This is a genomic window from Leptolyngbya sp. 'hensonii' (genome assembly GCF_001939115.1).
In the GTDB taxonomy this organism is placed as follows: domain Bacteria; phylum Cyanobacteriota; class Cyanobacteriia.
Genome location: NZ_MQTZ01000048.1, coordinates 42798 through 61071 on the forward strand (window position 1 = coordinate 42798; position 18274 = coordinate 61071).

12 protein-coding genes are annotated in these 18274 nt (G+C 53.8%); 7 read left to right on the forward strand and 5 right to left on the reverse strand.

The window, feature by feature from the left end; genetic code table 11:
• The first annotated feature begins 389 nt into the window (after positions 1–389).
• Positions 390–5075, forward strand: a complete 4686-nt coding sequence (locus BST81_RS20325; RefSeq protein WP_083636975.1) for a glutamate synthase-related protein — start codon at positions 390–392, stop codon at positions 5073–5075.
• A 64-nt stretch (positions 5076–5139) separates the two neighbouring features.
• Here the strand turns inward: BST81_RS20325 and BST81_RS20330 are convergent, their stop codons facing one another.
• Positions 5140–5796 (reverse strand): hypothetical protein, encoded by a 657-nt coding sequence (locus BST81_RS20330; RefSeq protein WP_075600346.1) that lies wholly within the window; start codon positions 5794–5796, stop codon positions 5140–5142.
• A gap of 325 nt (positions 5797–6121) precedes the next feature.
• Positions 6122–7723 (reverse strand): bifunctional pantoate--beta-alanine ligase/(d)CMP kinase, encoded by a 1602-nt coding sequence (locus tag BST81_RS20335; protein WP_363080507.1) that lies wholly within the window; start codon positions 7721–7723, stop codon positions 6122–6124.
• Between the two features lie 115 nt (positions 7724–7838).
• On the opposite strand from BST81_RS20335, the gene BST81_RS20340 reads away from it, so the two are divergent.
• The 3 genes from BST81_RS20340 to BST81_RS20350 all read left to right on the forward strand — a co-directional run bounded on the left by BST81_RS20340 (position 7839) and on the right by BST81_RS20350 (position 10312).
• Positions 7839–8486 carry a Uma2 family endonuclease gene (locus BST81_RS20340; protein WP_075600347.1) on the forward strand — a complete coding sequence of 216 codons (648 nt, stop codon included), beginning with the start codon at positions 7839–7841 and terminating at the stop codon, positions 8484–8486.
• A 95-nt stretch (positions 8487–8581) separates the two neighbouring features.
• A complete protein-coding gene (locus BST81_RS20345) occupies positions 8582–9217 on the forward strand; it encodes a hypothetical protein (protein WP_075600348.1) in 636 nt (211 codons plus the stop codon).
• A 57-nt stretch (positions 9218–9274) separates the two neighbouring features.
• Positions 9275–10312: a saccharopine dehydrogenase-like oxidoreductase gene (locus BST81_RS20350; protein WP_075600349.1), complete on the forward strand. Its 1038-nt coding sequence runs from the start codon at positions 9275–9277 to the stop codon at positions 10310–10312.
• A 175-nt stretch (positions 10313–10487) separates the two neighbouring features.
• On the opposite strand, the gene BST81_RS20355 is transcribed toward BST81_RS20350, so the two are convergent.
• From BST81_RS20355 to BST81_RS20365, 3 genes are all read right to left on the reverse strand, one after another.
• The gene (locus tag BST81_RS20355) at positions 10488–11237 is read right to left on the reverse strand and encodes a class I SAM-dependent methyltransferase (protein ID WP_075600350.1); all 750 of its coding nucleotides are present in this window, start codon (positions 11235–11237) and stop codon (positions 10488–10490) included.
• Positions 11221–11655 (reverse strand): septal ring lytic transglycosylase RlpA family protein, encoded by a 435-nt coding sequence (locus BST81_RS20360; RefSeq protein ID WP_075600351.1) that lies wholly within the window; start codon positions 11653–11655, stop codon positions 11221–11223. The genes BST81_RS20355 and BST81_RS20360 overlap by 17 nt, the downstream gene beginning before the upstream one ends.
• A 205-nt stretch (positions 11656–11860) precedes the next feature.
• The gene (locus tag BST81_RS20365) at positions 11861–15244 is read right to left on the reverse strand and encodes a PAS domain-containing protein (RefSeq protein ID WP_083636976.1); all 3384 of its coding nucleotides are present in this window, start codon (positions 15242–15244) and stop codon (positions 11861–11863) included.
• 364 nt (positions 15245–15608) lie between these two features.
• Here BST81_RS20365 and BST81_RS20375 point away from each other — a divergent pair, with 364 nt between their 5' ends.
• The 3 genes from BST81_RS20375 to BST81_RS20385 are packed head-to-tail and all read left to right on the forward strand — an operon-like array spanning position 15609 to position 18160.
• A complete protein-coding gene (locus BST81_RS20375) occupies positions 15609–16616 on the forward strand; it encodes a hypothetical protein (RefSeq protein ID WP_075600352.1) in 1008 nt (335 codons plus the stop codon).
• Between the two features lie 54 nt (positions 16617–16670).
• Complete coding sequence (locus BST81_RS20380) at positions 16671–17435, forward strand: class I SAM-dependent methyltransferase (protein WP_075600353.1); 765 nt, start codon at positions 16671–16673, stop codon at positions 17433–17435.
• The gene (locus BST81_RS20385) at positions 17432–18160 is read left to right on the forward strand and encodes an iron-containing redox enzyme family protein (protein ID WP_075600354.1); all 729 of its coding nucleotides are present in this window, start codon (positions 17432–17434) and stop codon (positions 18158–18160) included. Before BST81_RS20380 ends, BST81_RS20385 begins: the two co-directional genes overlap by 4 nt.
• Positions 18161–18274 lie beyond the last annotated feature (114 nt).

An 18274-nucleotide genomic window follows, 5' to 3' on the forward strand; every position in this document is an offset into this window, starting at 1 on the left:
GCACGGATTCAATCCAGTGAATAATTGGGTTGCGGGGGCACCCCCCACTTGATTTAATTTTCGGTCTTAACTACAAGTTTTGAGGATTGCCAGATTTAATCAGGTTTTTATAATATTCTTCTCTACCTCGAAATGAGCGTTTAGATCCTCACAGCGCTAATCTTAACGCCGTGAGGATGCCAGCTCCAGTTTAATCCCACCAGTCCGTTCGTGAGATCATCTGACGATCAGTCCAGTGCCCCTGTTCCAAGCAGAACAGGATCAGCCCCAAGACCTACGATCGACCTTCAGTTCTCCAGACTCTCTTGCCTGTCGGCAGGCTTCTTCCTCCTCCTTTACCCTTTCTACCACCCTGTTAACGCTTCTCTGCAAGGATCTAACCCTGAACCATGAACAACGTGAGCCAAGCGATCGAGACCCGGTCTGTGAATTCAAGTGCACTGTCAGACCATCGCCCTGCAACAGGATATGCAGGCCAGCGGTGGCTGGTAGAAGAGCGAGATGCCTGTGGGGTCGGGTTCATTGCCGATCTGGCGGGTCAGGCGGGTCATGGTCTGGTGGAACAGGCCCTGACAGCCCTCACCTGTCTGGAACATCGGGGGGGCTGTAGTGCCGATCAGGATTCTGGAGATGGAGCCGGGTTGATGACCCAAATCCCTTGGGCACTCCTGGCACAGCAAATGCCATCGCTGATGCCAGCGGCAACCGGGGTCGGGATGGTCTTCCTGCCTCAGAACCCGGCAGCAGCAGCGCAAATCCGTCAGATCGTAGAGCAAGTTACCGCAGCAGAGGGGCTGACTTTTCTGGGCTGGCGGGTTGTGCCTGTGAAGCCAGAGGTGCTTGGACCTCAGGCCAGGGAAAACCAGCCCCAAATCGAGCAATGTCTGATGTCCTCCACCCATCTGCAGGGAGATGCGCTGGAACGGCACCTCTACCTGATCCGCAAGCAAATTCATCAGAAAGCTGCTGAAAGCCAAATCCCCGATCGGGAAGAGTTTTATATCTGTTCCCTGTCTAATCGGACGATCGTTTATAAGGGCATGGTCCGATCGGAAGTTCTGGGTCATTTCTACCAGGATTTACGCCAGCCCGCTTATAAAAGTGTCTTTGCCATCTATCACCGGCGCTTCAGCACCAACACCATGCCCCGCTGGCCGCTGGCCCAACCCATGCGGTTGCTGGGGCACAACGGTGAGATTAACACCCTGCTGGGCAACATCAATTGGATGCTTGCCCGCGAACAAGATCTGTCCCATCCTAATTGGGTCATGCCGCAGAACGGAGTTGAGGTCGATCGAATTGCCGAGCTGAAACCCACCGTTAATGCCAACAATAGCGACTCCGCCAATCTGGACAACGTGATGGAATTACTGGTCCGTTCCGGGCGCAGTCCAGCAGAGGCCCTAATGATCATGGTGCCGGAGGCGTATCAAAATCAGCCTGATCTGGATGAGTACCCGGATATTTCTAACTTCTACGAATACTACAGTGGCATCCAGGAACCCTGGGATGGCCCCGCCCTGCTAGTCTTCAGTGACGGCAAGATGGTGGGGGCCACCCTGGACCGCAATGGTCTACGTCCAGCTCGCTATTGCATCACCCGTAACAATCTGGTAATCGTGGCGTCGGAAACGGGGGTGGTGGATCTACCGGAAGCTGAGATCGTGGAGAAAGGCCGGCTCGGGCCAGGACAAATGATTGCCGTTGAACTGGAAACCCAGGAAGTTCTGAGGAACTGGCAGATCAAGCAGCGGATTGCCGGAGCCCATCCCTATGGGCAATGGCTGGAGCAGCATCGTCGCATCCTCGAGGCTCAGCCCTTCGGTGAAGTCGCGGTGATCGATTCCCAGGGCTTACTGCAAGCCCAGACCGCCTTCGGTTACACCGCCGAAGATGTGGAGATGGTAATTGAGGTGATGGCTAGCCAGGGCAAGGAACCCACCTTCTGCATGGGGGATGATATTCCCCTGGCCGTGCTATCGGATAAACCCCGACTCCTATACGACTATTTCAAGCAACGTTTTGCCCAGGTAACCAATCCCGCGATCGATCCATTACGGGAGAGCCTGGTCATGTCCCTGACAATGCAGCTCGGGGAGCGGGGCAACCTGCTGGAACACCGACCCGAATCTGCCCAGTTGCTCAAACTCACTTCTCCAGTTCTGAGCGAAGCCGATTTGGAGACCATTCCACAGTTTGGGTTTATGACCGGGAAACTGTCCACCCTCTATAACTTGAATCAGGGACCGGCAGGGCTGCAAGCAGCGGTAGCAAACCTGTGCCAGCAGGCCACTGTCGCTGTGCGATCCGGACAGAAGATTCTGGTCCTGAGCGATCGGGTGGGAGCTGAGGGCGAGCCCCAGACCTTGAGTACAGAATGCAGTTACATTCCACCCCTACTGGCCGTGGGCGCAGTTCACCACCATTTGATCCGACAGGGGTTGCGCATGCACACCTCCTTGGTGGTGGATACAGCTCAGTGCTGGAGTACGCACCACTTCGCCTGCCTGATTGGTTATGGAGCCAGTGCGGTCTGTCCCTATCTAGCCCTGGAGAGCGTGCGGCAATGGTGGCTGGACACTAAGACTCAGGGTCTGATGCAGCGAGGTAAGCTGGAGGCCATTACCCTGGCCACAGCCCAAAAGAATTACCGCAAAGCCGTGGAGTCTGGCCTGTTGAAAATCCTGTCTAAGATGGGGATCTCACTTTTGTCCAGCTATCACGGAGCCCAGATCTTTGAAGCGATCGGCATTGGAGCCGATCTCCTCAATCTGGGTTTCTGCGGCACGGCCTCCCGTCTGGGGGGGCTGAGTGTGGCTGAACTGGCTCAGGAAGTGGTTTCCTTCCACTGCCGGGCCTTCCCGGAGTTGACCAAGCGGAAACTGGAAAACTACGGTTTTGTCAATTTCCGGCCCGGTGGGGAATACCACATGAACAATCCGGAAATGGCGAAGGCCCTACACAAGGCCGTGATCGACAAGAACTTCGACTACTACGAACTTTACAAGCAACAACTAGAAAGTCGCCCAGTCACTGCTTTGCGGGATCTACTCGATTTCCGCAGTGATCGTCCTGCCCTTCCCCTGGAGCAGGTGGAGCCGGTTGAGGCGATTGTGACCCGCTTCTGCACCGGGGGCATGTCCCTGGGAGCCCTATCCCGGGAGGCCCACGAAACCCTGGCGATCGCCATGAACCGCATCGGCGGCAAGTCTAACTCTGGGGAAGGGGGTGAAGATCCCGTTCGTTACCGAATTCTGGATGATGTGGATGGGCAGGGTCTGTCGCCTCTGTTGCCCCATCTCAAGGGTCTGCGCAATGGGGATACGGCCAGTTCCGCCATCAAGCAGGTAGCATCAGGTCGATTCGGGGTGACGCCCGCCTATCTGGCCAGTGCCCAGCAACTGGAGATCAAAATTGCCCAGGGAGCCAAGCCCGGAGAGGGGGGCCAGTTACCTGGAAATAAGATTAGCCCTTACATTGCCATGCTGCGCCGTTCCAAGCCCGGCGTAACCTTGATTTCACCGCCACCCCACCACGATATTTACTCGATCGAAGACCTGGCCCAACTGATCTTTGACCTGCATCAAATCAATCCTTCGGCCCAGGTCTCCGTCAAGCTAGTGGCAGAAGTCGGTATCGGCACTGTTGCGGCTGGGGTCGCCAAAGCCAACGCAGACATCATCCAGATCTCTGGCCATGATGGCGGCACAGGTGCATCTCCTCTCAGCTCAATCAAGCATGCTGGCGGCCCCTGGGAATTGGGCTTGACGGAAGTGCATCGGGTGTTGATGGAGAACCGGTTACGCAATCGGGTGGTTCTGCGGGTGGATGGGGGCATTAAAACTGGCTGGGATGTGGTCATGGCCGCCCTGATGGGGGGGGAAGAATTCGGTTTCGGATCGATCGCCATGATTGCGGAAGGCTGCATCATGGCCCGTATCTGCCACACAAATAATTGCCCGGTGGGGGTAGCCAGTCAGCGGGAAGATCTGCGGAAACGCTTCCCTGGCACTCCAGAGCGGGTGGTCAACTTCTTCTGTTTCATTGCCGAAGAGGTTCGCTCCCTTCTAGCCAGACTGGGTTACCAGTCCCTGGAGGACATCATTGGTCGGGCCGATCTGCTTCAGGTGCGAGAGTCCGTCACCCTGGCCAAGACCCAGACTCTAAATCTGGACTGCCTGACCCAACTGCCTGATGCCCGCACCGATCGCAGCTGGCTACAGCATGAAACGGTTCACAGTAACGGTCCAGTTCTGGATGATGACTTGCTGGCTGATGATGGGATTCAGACCGCGATTCGGAACCAATCCAGTGGGGTCAAAACGGTCAAGGTGGTAAACACCGATCGGACTGTGGGAGCCCGGTTATCTGGGGCGATCGCCAAATTGTATGGGGATACTGGCTTCACGGGCCAGATTACCCTCAACGCCCGGGGTAGCGTCGGCCAGAGTTTCGGAGCCTTCAATCATCCCGGCATGGTGCTAAACCTGGAAGGGGAAGCCAACGATTACGTGGGCAAGGGCATGCATGGGGGTGAAATTGTGATCCGACCTCCAGCAGAAGCCACCTACGATCCGGCAACAAATGTGATTGTTGGCAACACGTGCCTCTACGGTGCCACGGGTGGTATTCTGCTGGCCAATGGTCAGGCGGGTGAGCGATTTGCCGTCCGCAACTCCCGCGCCCAGGCGGTGATTGAAGGAACCGGAGATCACTGCTGCGAATACATGACTGGGGGTACGATCGTCGTTCTTGGTCGAGCCGGTCGCAACATCGGGGCTGGCATGACCGGCGGACTGGCCTACTTCCTGGATGAAGATGGGAGCCTACCCAAGAAAGTCAACCCTGAGATTGTCAAGATTCAGCGGGTAAGGACTTCGGCTGGAGAACAGCAACTCAAGGATTTGATTACCTTACAGGCCGATCGGACTGGTAGTCAGAAAGCTAGAACTATTCTGGAGCATTGGTCTGACTATCTACCCCGATTCTGGCAGGTGGTTCCCCCGTCCGAAGCGAATACCCCAGAAGTGAACCCGGAAGTGGGATCGGCAAAGGTCCTGAGTTCGGTTCAGTAATACCGCAGAGGCGCAAAGACAATGAGACAATCCTTCTTGTCTCTGCGCCTCTGGGGTTAGTTGATTAGCCCCGCTGCCAGCGGAGGCGAGAGCCAGCACCGAGAGCCCCGATCGCCAGCAGACCTAACAGTGCTGCAGATTCCGGAACGGGTTTGGGATCAACAGGGTCGTCTGTGGTTCCACTGTCGGTATCAGCCAGGAAGGACAGATCTCCCTTGAAGCCATTGGCCCACTGCAAGGTCAGTTGGCCGAACAGATCTCCCACAGAGATATCAATCGGAACCGAGTAATTAGACGAGGTGGGAGCCTGGCCACTCTGGACATCAAAGGTTCTACCATTTGCTGATCCGGGTGTCCCAGGGCTGGGTTCACTCAGGTCAAAAACCGTGTTACCCGGAATGGCATTGATGAGCAGGGAGGTAATGCTGCCACTTCCCCCATAGCTCAGGGTCCAGGGGCTGCTAAAGGTATCCCCAGACTGGACCAGGGACCAACCCGTTCCAAACGCACCCCCAGCACCAGGACCTGTATCGCCCCAGATTTTGGTCTCCGAGCCCCCTCCCAGGAACTTGACGGTGACTTCCATCCCGTCCATGTCATCCCCAAAGGTCTGGAAACCTGTCAGGGTTGTGGCGTGGGAAGGAGCAGCCAGAAGCGTGCCCATGGCTGCGATCGCTGTACCTAAAACCCCTGCAGATAAGGTTTTTGCAAAAGACACCATATATCGTATCTCCAGTTGACTAACGTGTGTGATTCCGTCATCTGTAAGCAAACGATGACAGGAATAATGACTGATACGCAGCCAAATGTGAAATTCTCAAGAATTTAGGCTTCTCTTTACAAAAGAAAGGAATCAAGAATCTTCACAAAAGCACCCTTTTATGGGCAAAAGCAAGGCCAGGAAAGCTTGCAACGACTTCCTGGAAAACACTTAATGAATGAAGATTCTATGAAGCAAGGCTCAAAGTTCCGGATGGCTGAGTTTTACTACTCACTTTTAGGCCGCAATTCCGACAGACAACCTCTTGCCGACCATGGTTTTAAATTCAACATTTCTCTTGATAAAGGCGCACAATTCGATCGACCACCTCAGCCACCGTTAATCCATCGGTCAGGATTTCGATCGCATCCTCTGCCTGCCGTAAAGGAGCCAGAGCCCGGGTGCTATCCTTGCGATCCCGTTCCAGGATGGCATGCTCCAGTTCCTCCAGACTAATCTCACCCTTGCCCTGGTTTTTCAGGTCTTGCTGGCGGCGTCTAGCCCGTTCCAACACCGAGGCGGTCAGGAAGATTTTGATTTCGGCATCAGGAAATACATAGGTACCAATATCCCGCCCTTCGATCGCAATCCCCCCCTGTTCACCATACCGCTGCTGCTGTTTCACCAGTTCCTGGCGCACTGCAGGCTGGGCCGCGATCGTCGATACCTGAGCTGTAACTTCTGGGGTTCGGATGGCTTCCGTGACCTCCTGCCCATTGATCCAGACCTGGGGAGGGGCCTGAAGATCCGCCTGACTCACCAGCTCAATCCGGCAACGGCTGACTAGCTCTGCAACCGCCGGTTCATCCTGGAGGGAAATTCCCGACTCCAACACCAGCCAAGTCACAGCCCGATACATGGCTCCCGTATCCAGATACAACAATCCCAACGACTGGGCCACCAGCCTGGTTACGGTTGATTTACCTGCCCCGGCGGGTCCATCGATCGCAATCATCGGCTTGCGGTTGGGTCTCAGCAGAATGTTATCAATTAGACGGGTAGAACCCAACCGCGCAGCAACTGCCATCAGTCCTGTTTTGATTACTCTATCCATAGGAATCATCGTGATTGGATCGACCATCTCTATATATTCCAACTGCAACTCTGGCACAGTTGCTAATTCTAGCCTGACAATTTCAATCAGGACACTGCTATCCCGTTCTCCTCTCTGAAATATCTGCTCAGCCCGCTGTAAAGAGCGATACAGAATCGTTGCCTGTAGCCGTTGTTCTGGGGTCAGGTACTGATTGCGGGAACTCATGGCCAGCCCATCTACTTCCCGCAGGATGGGACAGGCAACAACCTCAACCGGCAGGTTCAAATCCGACACCAGTCGCCGGATGACAGCCACTTGTTGAGCATCCTTCTGTCCGAAGTAAGCCCGATCGGGCTGGACGATCGTCAGCAATTTGGTCACGATCGTCGCCACTCCCGGAAAGTGACCTGGACGATAGGCCCCACAGAGCCTCGATATCAGCTCTGGGGGAGGCATCACCTGGGTCAGCGGTTCTCCCTGCCCATACATTTCCTCGACCGTCGGGGCAAACATGGCATCGACACCAGCCTCCACACAGAGAGCCCGATCCTGCTCCAAAGCACGCGGATAGCGATCGAAATCCTCATGGGGACCAAACTGGAGCGGATTGACGAAAAGACTGACGACCACGATGGCATTTTCCCGTCTAGCTCGCCGAATCAGGCTCAGGTGCCCCTGGTGTAGCGCTCCCATGGTTGGGACCAGCCCCACCTCTTCCTGAAGCAGGATCAATTCCCCTGCAACGATCGGCGGCTGCAAAACTCGCTGCTGCGATCGTTGCAGCTCCAGAAAACAGCGCAAGCCTGCGATCGTCCTAAACAGTCGCACCCCATCCCCCCGACTTTGCTTCAAACCCCCCTTGCATAGTAGTAGATTCCGCCATTCTGACAAAATACCTTTGAACCCGATCCAGCTCGCCCAATCCCCCTCACATTTGGACTAAACTGATGCCTAGAGGTGAACTGAAATGGTCAATACAATCCCTCCCCTCCAAAACACGATCACTGATATCTGGGTGCCAGCCACCTGGGAAGAATTTCTGGTGCTATGCGATCAACCTGAATTAGAGCAGGCGCGATGTTATTACGATGCCGGTTGGATGAGGATTGAGACAATGCCCATTGGGTCTGCCCACGGTCAGGATAATTCAATTCTGGCAGCAGTCATAAGTCTATATGGGACACTGAAAGAAATGACCTATGTGTCATTTACGAATACCAGTTTTCGTAAAGCTGGTGAGCGGGAATGTCAGCCAGACTTAGCCTATTACATTAGCTCCGATGTGCAGCGCCCGACCAAGAATAATCAGCCGGTGGATGTCGAGGTCTGGGGTTCCCCAACTTTAGCGATCGAAATCTCATCCACAACTTTAAGTGATGATTTAGGCCAGAAGCGTCTGCTGTATGAGCGGCTTGGGGTACAAGAATACTGGGTGGTTAATGTTACAGCAGCCACGGTAATTGCCTTTGCGATCGCCGATGGCGGCAGTCGGCAAATTCAGGTATCAGCGGTGCTGCCCAGTTTGCCCATGACGGTGATTGCAGAAGCCCTGCGGCGCAGCCAAAGCGAGGACGACGGAGCCGTGAATCGCTGGCTATTTGAGCAGTTTCGATAAAACCGGATTGTCCAGTAGCTCACAAAGGATCTCTAAAGACCAGGGAGTGAGGCATGATAAAAGTATTCGCCCTCTCCAGTTAAAAGATAACGTCAATGGTCAACACGATCGCGATCGGCAGTCTCACCCTGCCAGATCTCATAGAGAAACAGCAGTTGCAACTGACGGATGATCCGCAATTTTTTCCAGAGTGGCGATTACCGCTCCCGGATCTGGGTGAAGACGAAAAGCAATTTTTGGATCGCGTTCAACAGGACTATTTTGATCAAACTCGACAGGGGCGAGTCTCAGAAGGGCTGGTTAAACTGGTGGTTGTTTCGCCCCTGCTGCATTTAGCCGGGTTTTATCGCATTCCCTTTGAAGTTCACTTAGAAGAATCGGTTCAAATTGAATGGTCCGAAGCGGGCGAAATTTGGCGAGGACGGATTGATGCCCTTGTCGTTCAGGATCAATTCTGGATGCTTGTCATTGAGTCCAAAGGGTCTGCTTTGGGGATTGACCAGGCCATTCCACAAGCTTTAGGCTATATGTTCACCAATCCCCATCCAGAATTGCCAACCTACGGCTTCGTTACCAATGGCAGTAGCTATGGATTTATCAAACTGGTGCAGCAACCCCGTCCGCAGTATGGCGTCTCAGATATTATGCTGCTGTTGCCGGGGCGTAACTGCCTCTATGGCGTGCTGGCGATTCTAAAGCAGATTGGCAGTCAGTTACGGAAATCTGTTTGAAGTCAATCATGGCCCTGGACAAATTCTGAGATAATTAGGATTTATTCAATCTGGGTAATGGGTATGAAGACGGAGCATCGGACGGTTCAGTTGGATCAAGCAGGTCTGGATCGGGTGATTCGGGTTGGCGTTCTGGGCTTTGGCGGCCTAGGGCAGGCAGCGGCAAGAATGCTGGCACCGAAGCAAGAGATGAGGCTGGTGGCCGCCGCCGATCGGGAGGGCTATGCCTATGCCGCTGAGGGACTGAACCCCGATGCCTGTATTGCCACCTACCGGAGTCGGGGCACCCTGGGGTATCTGGAGCAGAACGGAGTCCTGAGTCCCAACAGTATTGAGGCTTTGATGCAACAGGCCGATCGGGTCGATGGCTATTTCCTGGCCCTGCCCAACCTGCCCAACACCTTTATGGCTGATGTGGCTCGTCGCTTCATTGCATCCGGTTGGCAGGGGGTGCTGGTGGATGCCCTCAAGCGCACCAGTGCCGTCGAGCAACTGCTGGTCCTGCGGGACGAGTTGCAGGCTGCCGGAATCACCTATCTGACTGGCTGTGGGGCCACGCCAGGATTGCTAACCGCCGCCGCTGCCCTGGCCGCCCAGAGCTATGCCGAAGTCCATAGTGTGAAGATTACTTTCGGTGTCGGGATTGCCAACTGGGAAGCCTATCGGGCCACAATTCGAGAGGATATTGCCCATCTACCTGGTTTTACCGTTGATCGGGCGCAGCAGATGACCGATGCAGAAGTAGAAGCCCTGCTGGATCAGACGAACGGCATTCTGGCTCTGGAAAACATGGAGCATGCGGACGATATCATGCTGGAACTGGCGGGAATTTGTGGACGCGATCGGGTTACCGTTGGCGGTGTTGTCGATACCCGCAATCCCAAGAAGCCCCTGAGCACGAATGTTCAGATTACCGGTCGGACATTCGAAGGGAAGATCTCAACCCATACCTTTACTCTGGGGGATGAAACCAGCATGGCTGCGAATGTGTGCGGTCCTGCCTTCGGGTATCTCAAGGCGGGGCTGTCCCTGCATCGCCGGGGCATTTACGGGTTGCTGACTGCCGCCGAAGTCATGCCTCAATTTGTTCGCTAGGTTAGGACTCACCCCGGCACCTCTCCAGATGAGAGGAACCCCTCGTGCCCAGACTCTGCCGAGTAGACCCACCCCGGCCCTGCGGGCCACCCCTCCCCAGGGGGGATTTAAATCGGGTTCCTTGCTTTGCTCTAAGCTCCTATGAGATTTACAAAGGAGGAGATGGATGGCAGGTCTAATCACTGGCTTCCGCAGGACTGGGCTTCTGGGCCAGCATGCCGAAATGGCCGGGGCCAAACAGGAACGAGCCATATCCCGTCAAGGTCTTTACCTGAAATCCGACCTGGTGTAAAGGTGCCTCCAGATCCGCTGGCTGGAACAGCCTTTGCCGATGGACTTCATAGTCTCGGTGATAGAGTTCCCCCACCCGCCGAAAACTGGTGATCTGGCGCGTCAGAACCTGCTGCTCCAGGTTTTCCTCTGCCTCCACCAACACCACCCAATCCGGTCCTTCCCGGTAGGTGCGTCTTGGCCCTGCTCCCGGCACCCGTCCGGGAGCAACCACATCAAAAATGAACAATCCTCCAGGCTGCAAAGCTGTATAAACCTGGCAAAAAAACTGCAGCAAGCCCTCGTCCGTATTGTTCGGATCAAAGAGATAGCTGAGACATTCGCCCATGGCTGTGATGGCCGCACAGGAAGGCAGTTCCGTTGCCAGGAATGACCCCACCTGAAACTGCCCTTGGGGGACTCGATCGCGGGCGATCGCAACCATGGCTGCGGACAGATCAATCCCTAAAACCGAGTACCCGGCCTGGTCTAGGGCTGCGGCCCAGATGCCACTGCCACAGCCCAAATCAACCACCAGGCCGGAGGTCAGGCCATGGGTTTGCAGGAAGTCCAGCAAGCCTGGGGCCGACTGACGGGCAAAGTCGCCATGACCAACATCATGGATATAAGCCAGGTCATCACCGTAGACTTGCATCTGGCCATTCCAACTTTTGGATATTTCCAGTGACAGAAGTAGTTTCATCCAGGACTTCTAACTTGACCATGGCCGTTCCCAGTTGAATCAGTCCGATCGCTTCAGCCGCACCACTGGAGAGATCAATGACAATGGATGAATCCTGGTGGCGATCGTTGATCCTGACGATCACGGAACGGCCATTGCGCATATTAGTGACTCGAACTCTTGTTCCAAAGGGGAGGGTGCCATGGGCCGCCGTGAGTTCCTTAGGATTAAACCTTTCCCCATTGGCCGTCCTATTCCCAGCGAACCCCGGTCCATACCAGGTAGCCATCCCTTGAGACACAGATTGAGCCAGAGCAGATAGGGAATAGCTAACGATCAGGATCGTCAGCGTGGCTAGAAAAATAGTGCCATCCAGCAGTCTTTGCTTCATAAAACCTCAAAGGGGCATCTTAGGAATGAGAATTAAATAACACCGATAAACTCCTGATTGCCCTCACCCCCCTCCCCCTCTCCCGATGGGAGAGGGGGAGGGGTTGGGGGTTGGGGGTGAGGGCTGAAAATTTCGGAGTTATTAAATCCACGATCCTTAGGGTCCCTCAACCGAAATGGGATTTGGCCTTGTCACCCAGATCAAGCTATTGGGGGTCAATTGCAATTAGAGTCTGAACAGCCATCAACAACTCCTGGATAGTATAAGGCTTCGACAGAAAAGTTTTAACCCCGGCTGCCATCACCTTCTGCCGATTGGAGTCCAGACCGCTGCTGGCAATAATCTTGACCCGTGAATTAATCTGTTGCAGGGTACGAATAGCGGTCAATCCGTCCATATTCGGCATCATGATATCGAGGAGCACCACAGCAATTTCTGCCTGATGCTGAGCGTAGAGCGAGAGGGCTTTAATCCCATCCTCGGCAATCAGGGTACGGAAGTTACAACTTTCCAGCAGAGCCTGAGTCGTCTGGAGGACTCTGGCTTCATCATCCACAATCAAAATGAGTTCCCCATTCCCCTGAGAGACCACTTCCTCTGGAGTGGTTGTTGGGGTGATCCCTTCTGCAGAAGGCAAATACACCTTGAACTGAGTCCCTTGACCAACCTCACTCGATACCTGCAAAAAGCCACCCTGGTTTTTGACAATTCCCAACACAATGGAAAGCCCTAACCCAGTGCCCTTACCAGGCTCTTTGGTGGTAAAAAAGGGATCAAAAATGCGATCGAGTAATTCGGCTGGGATACCTGTGCCAGTATCTGAAATTGTCACCATGACATAGTTTCCTGATCGGGCATCGAGATTGAGCAAGGCATCTGCCGCATCAATATGACAATTTTCAGCAGTCACGGTTAGAACCCCGCCATTGGGCATGGCATCCCGGGCATTGACACAGAGGTTCAGGAAAACCTGATGGAGTTGAGTCGGATCGGCAAGAACCAGCCACAGGGATTGCAGAGGAAGATCCTGATGAATTTCAATGGATTTTGGAAAGGTCCGTTGGGCGATCGTGAGCACATCCTGTAACAAATGCCGGATCTGCAAGGTGATGTGTTTTCCTTCTGCACCGCCCCGAGCAAAAGTCAGGATTTGTTTCACCATCTCTGCGCCCCGTCTGGCACTTTCTTCCAGGGTTCTTAAAAGTTCCTGGGTGCGATCGTCGGCATTCTGCAATTTCATCAGGAGCAGTTGGGCGATCGTCAGCGTCGGGGTGAAGACATTATTGAGATCATGGGCAATTCCACTGGCCAGGGTGCCCAAACTTTCCATCCGCTTGGCCCGGTAAAATTGGGCTTCCAGTTGCTTTTTCTCGGTGATATCTCTGGACACTCCGGCAATACGGTACAGTTTGCCCTCGCCGTCTCGCACAGGAAATGCCCGATCCCAGATCCAGCGCAGCATTCCATCGGGACGAATAATTCGGTACTCAATATCCCGTTCCACCCGTTGGGAGATATTCTCAAACCAGGCAATAACCCCCGGTTTGTCTTCTTCATGAATAGCATCCAGAAACGAGTGAGGATGCTCATAAAGGCTGGCACAGGTCCGCCCCCAAATGCTTTCATAGGCAGGACTGACATAAAGCATCTGGTGCGCTGGAAAGGTAGCTATCCAGAAAATATCGTGGATGTTTTCAGTCACCTGACGGAACAGCGCTTCACTCTCTCGCAAGGCTTCTTCCATCCGTCTGCGATCGGTAATGTCCTCTTCTGTTTTGACATACCCAATAATCTCGCCCGTGATCGATCGCATTGGGGCCGCATGGGCAGACACCCAGCGCACCTCTCCCTGGGGAGTCAAGAGCCGAAACTCCCGATCGAACTCCTGTTTCTGCTCCAAATAAGCTTCCCAGGCAGTGATCACGGTTTCCCGATCGTCCGGGTGAATCGCCTGGGTCCAGCCATTACCCATACAATCCTCCGGTTTTAACCCCGACATGGCCTGCCAGCGGGCATTGGTATACAAACAGCACCCATCGGCATTGGTCTGGCAAATCCCGATCGGGGCCGAAGCACTCAAGGAGCGAAAGCGCTCTTCGCTCTCCTGCAGGGCATCCTGTACCCGTCTGCGCCCCAGCAACTCCCGGTGCGTCTGCTGATATAGTTCTGATTGCTGAATCGCAATCCCGACCTGAGTGGCCAACTGCCGCAGCAATTCCATTTCCTCCTGGTGCCATTCTCGGGGACTGGCACAGTGATGGGCCACCAACAACCCCCACAACTCATCCCCCTGCAAAATGGGAACCACCAGATTGGCTCGGACTTGAAAATGGGAGAGCAGTTCCCGATAACAAGGCTGAACCTCTGCCACAAGCAGATCGGTGATGGCCGAGATCCGCCCTCGGCGATAAGGTTCAGCATAACGCTCGCCAAAACAGGGGTCGTGAATCAGGGTCGAGAGAATAGAGGTCCAACCAGGACCCACTGATTCCGTAACAATGGTGCCTCGCCAATCAGAACGAAAGCGAAAGATCACCGCCCGATCGGTTTGTAGGAACTGCCGCACCCGTTCCACAGTTCGGCGGAGAACTTCGTCTAAATCCAGGGATTGGCGAATGTACTGGGCAATCTCCGCCACCAACTGTTCTTGCACCAGTTGCTGTTGAAAGGCTGCTTCCGCCTGCTTGCGCAGGGTAACATCCGTAGCCACCGTGGTTACAATCCAGCAAGCAGTCCCCTCATCCCGCCTGGACGTATAGGTATCCGTGATCCACCGTTGGGACCCGTCTTTGTGATGAAAGCGATACTCAAGGGTTACGGTTTCTCCATTAAAGAACTGTCCAAAAGCGGGAACAATCACCTGCTGCCAGTCTTCTGGATGCACCCTCGACATCCAGAGCGTCTTGTCTGCCATCAGTTCCTGGGAAGAATAGCCAAACAACCGTTCACATCCGGCAGAAAAGTATTCGTACTCCCAGTCTCGATTCGCAAATACCCGAAAACTGGTAATCGCCGCGATCGCATTATTCAGGACATCATGCAATTTGCCCTCTGAAGCCTGCAGGGCCATTTCAACCCGTTGACGCTCCGCAATTTCCCGATGCAGGCGGCTGTTGGTCTGTTTCAGTTGGACTGCCTGCGCTTCCAGCCACTGCTGCAACACCTCGATCGTCTGATAGAGTCTGCTCTGCTCAATCAGCCCCACCAGATCCCCCCGATCGTCAACAACGGGCAAATGACAAATGCTATTCTGGTGCATCAACGACAGAATATTGCGCACATTACGGGCTGCCGCAGGGGGCAGAGTAATCACAGGTTGCCCCATGACTTCTGATACTGGAATAGTGGCCAAATCCAGCCCAGAAATAGCCAGACGCATGCCATCCCGTTCTGTGAAGATGCCTTCTAACCGCCTGTCTGACACCACCAGCGCACAACTGGCATGGTTTTGATGAAACTGGCCGAGTTCTGGGGGTTGCGCCAAAGTCTTCTTCTGCAACAGGGCAGTTACCACCTCCAGGGCGGAAGTCTCTGGCGTAACGATTAAGGGATTGAGATCGATAATCTGGTCCAGAATCGGCAAATTCATGGGATGAAATCACCCAACAACAAGAGGTGAGGCAGGATAATCCTAAATTACCGCAAAGATATGGCGGTTGATCTCCTATCCCTCTGCAGATCCAATGGGGTTATTGTGAGTCTAGTTAGACACTTAAACCAGGCTGACCAATGATTAAAAGGGGGTTGAGTGCCTTAGCAAAAAGACCGATTCATCTGAAGTCCAACCGATGAATTCTAAACATTCCTTGATAAAACCAGTGGCAAAGATGAATTTTGGGTGAAGCAAGGAACAGTCCCCTACTTCTTCACTTTTCAGTGGAAATCTAGAGCAAGGATAGCTGAAAGAACTACAGCTCTCACACCAGATCAGCAAGCTCTATCGAGGGAACAGAATGGTTAGAACATTGGTTGAGCGATCGCAGCAACTGCAGGACGTGGACAACAGCAAGGCAATGGCCTTCTCCCAATTGGGTGATCAATTATTTAATGAACTGGCAGCCAGAATGGCCACCCGGCACCAATATCGGCTGTTATTTGAGCACCAACTGCGGCCCGAACTGTTTCAGCAGATTCAAAATGCTGCTGCAGGTTTTATCTCAGCCTGTCTGAACAGCCCCATCATCCTCTCAGAAGCGGAGATGATTGAACGACTACTGGGGGCCAGAGGTACCCTTCCCAACCACACAGGCACCGGCTTACTAATGCCCAAGCGGGAGCAGAGCCTGGAATTCAATCTGTTTCAAAAAAGCGTGGCCAATGCCTTTCGGCAGTTGGGAGCCAATGATCTAATTGATGCGGTTGATCTGCCCGTTAATCTGCGGATGGTTTACGGCAAAACAGACCCCGAAAAATTGCGGCTGCCGTTTACCAGCACCAAACTCCACAGTGATGTCTGGGCCGGGGTGCATGCCGATGCCACTGTAGTTGTTCTGCCCCTGTTTGGCGATATCGAAAATATTACGATCGAGGCCGGTGAGATGCCCCGTGAGATGGAACTCTCCGCCATGCGCGTCATGTCTGACTTTGACGAAGGTCGGGATATCCCCAAGGTCGTATCCTACAGCGATGCCCAACTCCAGCATGGAACGATGTACTTCAACGATGCTCGGGGATTACACCAGACGGTCAGACGCACCTCCGAAGGGCTGAGAATCTCTGTGGACTTCCGCTTCCGTCGCAAATTCAACGAGGCTTACCGGGCGATGGTTCCCCCCAGCATCGGCGGTGTTGAAGAAGATAACTGCGTGCCCTATGAAGAGTGGCTGCAAGTCGGCAGCGATCGCCTGATTGTGTTTGATGAAACCATGGCTCAGTGCCGATCGAAGCAGGGTCAAGGTGGCCCAGTGCCACTCTACGCTCGGGGTTATCGGAAGGTTCAGCTCTTTGACCAGCCTCTGTAAGACTGCGTTACCCGATCGAAATTGTTGCAGGACGTTTTGTTCAGGATTGAAAACATGAAAACCGATCACTGTTCAACCCAGGAGTTATACAACGGCACAGCCTCAAGCTGGGTTCGAGGAGAGCCCAGTTCCCTATCTGACTTTACAGCTCGTCCGGCAGTACTAGAGCTATGCGAACCCATTGCCGGATTGCAAATCCTGGATCTGGGATGCGGGGAAGGGTATTGCAGCCGGGAATTACGCCGTCGAGGGGCTGGGGAAGTCGTGGGAGTTGACCTATCCCAAGGCATGATTGCTGCGGCCCAGGCCCAGGAAGAACGGGAGCCTTTGGGGATTAATTACGAAGTAGGCTGCGCCACCGATCTGACCCGATTTGGCGATCGGCAATTTGATCAGGTAGTTGCCGTTTTCCTGTTCAACTACTTGACCCTAGCCCAGACCCAGGAGTGTATGACCGAGGTCATCCGCATTCTCCGTCCGGGTGGACGGTTCATCTTTAGTGTGCCCCACCCGGCCTTTCCCTATATGCGACAGGCAGAATATCCCTTCTACTTCCAGGTTGAAGAAGGGGGATACTTCAGCCAGCGCGATCAGCAATTTCCAGGCCGGATCTGGAAACGAGACGGCTCCTCCCTGGCCGTACAACTGGTTCACAAAACCCTGGAAGATTACTTCACAGCTCTGCAAACAGCTGGCTTTAAAACCATGCCCACCCTGCGTGAACTGAAAGTTCTGCCGGAGCATGTTGCCCTTGATCCATCGTTCTTTGAACCCCTGGTTGACTATCCCCTTCATCTAGCCTTAGAGGTGTCGAAATGAAACCCCTATCTTCTTCTGTGATGCAGACCTTCAGTGAGGTTGCGGCAACTCATCCCCTCTGGAACCATGAATTCCTGGGCCGGTGTCGGGCTGGACAACTCACCCTAACCGAGGTACAGGTGCTTGCGGTTCAGATGTATAAATTCTCGAAGGAGTTCAATCGAATTCTGGCTGGGATTTTGTCTTGCTGCCCCGATGAGAGTGCCCAATTTGTGATTCTGGAAAATCTGCTGGATGAGATGGGCCAGGGAGACAACAGCCTGTCTCACCCAGAACTCTTTCGCCGCTTTACCCGAGAACTGGGAATTAACGATGAAACTCTGGCCAGCCTGCCCACAGAGCCAGAAACTCGCCACCTGATTGAAACGTATCTGAGCCTGCCCCACCAATATGGTTATCTGGGTGCTTTGGGTGCCATTTGTTTTGCCTCGGAAGGAATTGTGAGCTCCCTATATACCCAACTCCAAAATGGGATTGTTGGAGCCACTTTTTTATCCAGAGAATCTCTCATCTTCTTTGATCTTCATATCGATGTAGACGTTAGTCATGCAGCAAAATTAGCTGCCCTGATCGAGCCTCGGATTACCACCACAGAAACTGCCATGGATGTAAATCGTGCTATTCTAGAAGCAATGAATGCAAGAGTGCAATTCTTTAATGGAATTCAGCGAAAAGCCACCTCATGCAGCTCGAAAAACCATCTGTCACTGCTCTTGTCTGCATAATCATGATAACTTTTCACCTCGCTGAAGATATGGGGTGAAAAGATGGAGTAAACCCATAGGGCGAAAACATCTCCAGTCTTAAGTTTATTGTTGCCTACTATCACTACTTTAAGC

Bases quoted from the DNA above. Each gene is read 5' to 3' on its own strand.
- BST81_RS20325 (WP_083636975.1), top strand. From the start codon at position 390: ATGAACAACGTGAGCCAAGCGATCGAGACCCGGTCTGTGAATTCAAGT.
- BST81_RS20330 (WP_075600346.1), bottom strand. From the start codon at position 5,796: ATGGTGTCTTTTGCAAAAACCTTATCTGCAGGGGTTTTAGGTACAGCG.
- BST81_RS20340 (WP_075600347.1), top strand. From the start codon at position 7,839: ATGGTCAATACAATCCCTCCCCTCCAAAACACGATCACTGATATCTGG.
- BST81_RS20345 (WP_075600348.1), top strand. From the start codon at position 8,582: ATGGTCAACACGATCGCGATCGGCAGTCTCACCCTGCCAGATCTCATA.
- BST81_RS20350 (WP_075600349.1), top strand. From the start codon at position 9,275: ATGGGTATGAAGACGGAGCATCGGACGGTTCAGTTGGATCAAGCAGGT.
- BST81_RS20355 (WP_075600350.1), bottom strand. From the start codon at position 11,237: ATGCAAGTCTACGGTGATGACCTGGCTTATATCCATGATGTTGGTCAT.
- BST81_RS20360 (WP_075600351.1), bottom strand. From the start codon at position 11,655: ATGAAGCAAAGACTGCTGGATGGCACTATTTTTCTAGCCACGCTGACG.
- BST81_RS20365 (WP_083636976.1), bottom strand. From the start codon at position 15,244: ATGAATTTGCCGATTCTGGACCAGATTATCGATCTCAATCCCTTAATC.
- BST81_RS20375 (WP_075600352.1), top strand. From the start codon at position 15,609: ATGGTTAGAACATTGGTTGAGCGATCGCAGCAACTGCAGGACGTGGAC.
- BST81_RS20380 (WP_075600353.1), top strand. From the start codon at position 16,671: ATGAAAACCGATCACTGTTCAACCCAGGAGTTATACAACGGCACAGCC.
- BST81_RS20385 (WP_075600354.1), top strand. From the start codon at position 17,432: ATGAAACCCCTATCTTCTTCTGTGATGCAGACCTTCAGTGAGGTTGCG.